At 38.0% G+C, this 2,341-nt stretch carries 3 protein-coding genes; all 3 read left to right on the forward strand.

Going from position 1 to position 2,341, the window contains the following annotated elements; genetic code table 11:
• Positions 1-236, forward strand: a 236-nt coding sequence (locus tag C5O24_RS14135) for a PqqD family protein (protein WP_161553907.1), incomplete at its 5' end; no start/stop codon positions are given.
• On the forward strand, positions 233-1,654 hold the full coding sequence (locus tag C5O24_RS12670) for a radical SAM protein (RefSeq protein ID WP_107037077.1): 1,422 nt from the start codon (positions 233-235) through the stop codon (positions 1,652-1,654). The genes C5O24_RS14135 and C5O24_RS12670, both read left to right, overlap by 4 nt.
• A 276-nt stretch (positions 1,655-1,930) precedes the next feature.
• On the forward strand, positions 1,931-2,341 hold a 411-nt coding region (locus C5O24_RS13855), incomplete at its 3' end, for a radical SAM protein (RefSeq protein WP_133165592.1).

The raw sequence follows: 2,341 nt of genomic DNA on the forward strand, positions 1-2,341 counted from the left end.
GCCTCAACAATTATTTCGACTTGCGGAAAATCTCCGCATCTCAAAATAATTCAGAAAATAAATCATCGGTTGGCTCAGTTAGCGGCTTAGCCAAGACTGAACAACCTCAAATTTTACCGAATCATTGTAAAAAGACACCTGAAGAAATTGCCAGAGAGATGCAAATTGAGTATAGCATTGACTTTGAGACAGCTCTCAGCGATGCAAGTGATCTTATCGAACAAATTCAGTTATGATAGTTATATCCTCTGAACCCAGAATTGTCAATCTGCTGTCTGGCCAAACAGACATCAAGGATTACAAATTCAGCCCATACATTTATAAAGTGGAAGCTGATGACGGCTCTATAATTGTATGCAATACATTTACCAGATTTGTCTGTGCGCTTAATCAGGATATAGCCAAGCATATAGAGCCTGACGGCTATCCTTCTAAATTCTGGCTTGATTCTTTAAGCCAGAAGCATCTGGAAGAATTTGTAAAAAATCGCATACTTATAGATGCGTCTGCTGATGAACTGAAAACATATCTTGAGACATACACATTGTTTGACAGCATCTTAAACAATAATACCTCCTTAGACAGATATAATATCCTCACATCTACAGGATGCAATGCAAGATGTTACTATTGTTTTGAGGATGGGTATTATCCCCGGGTAGAACATATGAGTATGGAAACTGCGGATAAGGTGGCGGATTATATACTGCGCTCCCATGATCCCTCAAAGAAAATTTACCTGCGTTGGTTTGGGGGCGAGCCTCTGGTTAATATCAGAGCCATTGATAGGATCTCGGCAATACTAAACAAAAACAATGTTGATTATTTTTCAACGATGTCAACAAACGGTTTACTTTGCAATAGCGGGGTTGTAGAAAAAGCTAAGACGTTATGGAGGATGTCAAAAGTCAGGATTACTCTTGACGGTTGGGGGGAAGAGCATGACACCCGAAAGCGTTTCGTATCAACGAAAGATGGTTTTTCCATAATCATGAGAAATATTGACTATATTGTTAAGTCAGGAATGATCATGATTGTAAGGTTAAGCGTAGATAGAAATAATCATGATTCGTTGATGAAGTTGACAGAATACTTCATAGATAAATACAGCGGTTGTGACAATTTCAAAATGTATGCGCATTGTCTTCATGATGATGTTACCGAAACGTCTTTTAAGGAACATCCTGAAGTTTTCTCGGCTGTCAATGATAGCTGCGACAGACTTACCAAAAGAATCATGGAAGCGAAGATGTATGATTATGAACGGTTGCAACCTGATGGTTTTAGAATGTATCTCTGCGCTGCACAAGAACCCACTAAAATTAGCATAACTCCATCAGGTAAAATTTGTAAATGCGAATGTCTGTCAAATGATGAAGTTTCATGGGGCACTGTCGATGGAGAGATGCTCGATGAAAAGATTTTCAATTACTGGCATAAGGGTTTTAATGAATGCAGAGAAAAATGCAAAGGATGCTTTATGTTACCCTTGTGTACTCCATTTTCAATCTGTCCTTTGAGACATCTTCATTGTAAATCCCGCTTTGAAAAAATGCTAAAGTTCAATTTAATTGAACGTTATAGAAGAAAACTTTGCAACGAAGAGCCCATGCTCTTTATAGATTGTATCCCAATGAATATTGACTTTGATTAACTGCGTTAATTTCTAACCCAGCGCAATCTCTTTTGACGCAGTAAGAGAGTGTGCTATAATATTTTCGATATGAAAAAGTACGAAAAGCCCCAAGCAAAGGCTGTGAAGGTGACCGCCAACAAGGTTGTCCGCACAGAACTGTCATATCACTGCTCATTTTCCCAGTGATAAGATTGGACATGCTTAACTTCTTAAATTTAAGTATGTCTGAAGACAGGATGTACGTCAGATTATTAAATTCTGACGTACATATTTTGATTACCCAAATAAATTGTTATGGCATACTCTATTAGACCCTCCTATTTCTCACATATTTATCCTCACGTTGAAAAACGTGCAGAAAAAGTACATGCAATAGTTTATGATAAGTGCAATTATTCATGTGGCTTTTGCAATATTAAGGAACGTGATTCTTCTGAATTCTATAGCTATGATACAGAAGAGTTTGTTTATGTAGTGTCGCAGCTATTAATGCAAGGGAATGCTTTTAAGTTTACCGGAGGTGAACCAACGTTAAACCCGAAGCTAATTGATGATATGGAAGTGATACGCGATTTAGGAGGGTTCATCTACCTAGACACAAACGGTTCGCGTCCGGATATTGTAGGAAAGATAATAGACAGAAAGCTTGTTGATGTACTCGCAGTTTCGCTCAAAGGACTTGATTTTGTAACGGCTCAACATACT

The organism is Paramuribaculum intestinale (genome assembly GCF_003024925.1).
Lineage (GTDB): Bacteria > Bacteroidota > Bacteroidia > Bacteroidales > Muribaculaceae > Paramuribaculum > Paramuribaculum intestinale.

What these genes read in the sequence shown, in the direction of transcription:
- C5O24_RS12670 (WP_107037077.1), top strand. Translation starts at nt 233, where the DNA reads ATGATAGTTATATCCTCTGAACCCAGAATTGTCAATCTGCTGTCTGGC.